Genomic DNA, 1,306 nt, shown 5'->3' on the forward strand with positions numbered 1-1,306 from the left:
TTCTCTCAGCTTTTCTCTATCAACAAGCTTAGCCTGTACTGCGCTAGGCAGTTCGGTAAACAAAATAATACCTTTCTGCACCAGCAAGGAGATGAGATCTTCCGTCACTCTGGCCAAGTCAGCATCGCTATTCTGCAGCGCTAAAAATAAAGCCTCCTTTTCTTGCTGATCCATCATCATGCCCTTTCGTCCAGGAACTTAGTTACTTTAGGGGATATCGTAATATTTTGAGACAAGTGATCCAGCAAACTACCCTGCAGGTACAACAGCTCATACTTAATCAAATACAAGTCATATCGCGCCTCACTACTTAAACGCTTAGCATTTAATAGTTCATTCTCGGCATCCAGCAGATCAATCAAGCTTCGCTGGCCAATATCAAACTGCTTAATGTAGGCTCGCTTGGTGTTTTCTGCCGATTCTGCATAATCCTGAAGTAAGGCGTAACGAGTCGATAAACTCTGGTAACGATGCCAAGCCTGCTCAGCCGCTAAGCTTAACTCACGCTGCGCATCTTCCATGCGATACCCTGCCCGCTTAACACGCAGAGCAGCCTTATTCTTAGCCGCTGAGTCTCGCCCACCGTTGAATAAGTCATATTGCATACGCAGCATCACAAAAGCATCATTATTTCGCCCTTTAACACCATCAAGGTTATCATTCCAACTCGCACCAGATTCCAGATAAATCGAAGGTAAATTAGTAGACTTCGCTGCCGAACGCTCAGCCTTGCTCGCTCGAAGCGCTCGCGCTTCAGATAATAACTGAGGATTCTGTGAGGACACCTCTTCCAATAGCTGTTCCAGCGAATTTGGCATCGATAACAAGCCTGGACTAAAAGCCAAAGATAAAGCAGGCCTTGAGCCTACAACTCGAAAATAAGCCGCCTCAGCCGCTCTAAGCTTAGCCTTTGCTGCCTCGACATTTGCCAAAGATAAAGATAAACGCGCACTGACCTGACTTACCTTGGCTCGGTCATCTTTTCCCAAACGAGCTCTCATACCCACGTCTTTCGCAATCCGTTCATGAGTTTGCAGGTTCGCAATATGATCCTCAAGAGCAAAGTTCGCACGCATAACATCCAAATGCGCCTGCACAGCATCATAGGCTAGCGTTTCTGCCTGAGAGCGCATCGCTAGACGTCGTGCCTGCCCCATCTCTACGCCGCTTTCACGCTGCCAATGAGTTTGAAAGCCATCAAATAACATTTGCCTTAAGGCAAGTGAAGCTTCTCGGCGCTCCATTTGTTCAGAGCCACTTCCCGTCAATGACCTTGTCGAAGTGTTATTACTATGCTCACGCCCGA

1 protein-coding gene and 1 pseudogene are annotated in these 1,306 nt (G+C 47.2%); both read right to left on the bottom strand.

Annotated elements, in window-relative coordinates; translation table 11 throughout:
• Window positions 1–180, bottom strand: a pseudogene (locus A3766_RS23585) (hypothetical protein); the annotation flags it as partial.
• The coding region (locus A3766_RS23590) for a TolC family protein (RefSeq protein WP_156509082.1) at window positions 177–1,306 on the bottom strand (1,130 nt) is incomplete at its 5' end. The pseudogene A3766_RS23585 and the gene A3766_RS23590, both read right to left, overlap by 4 nt.

The organism is Oleiphilus sp. HI0132, from assembly GCF_001635845.1.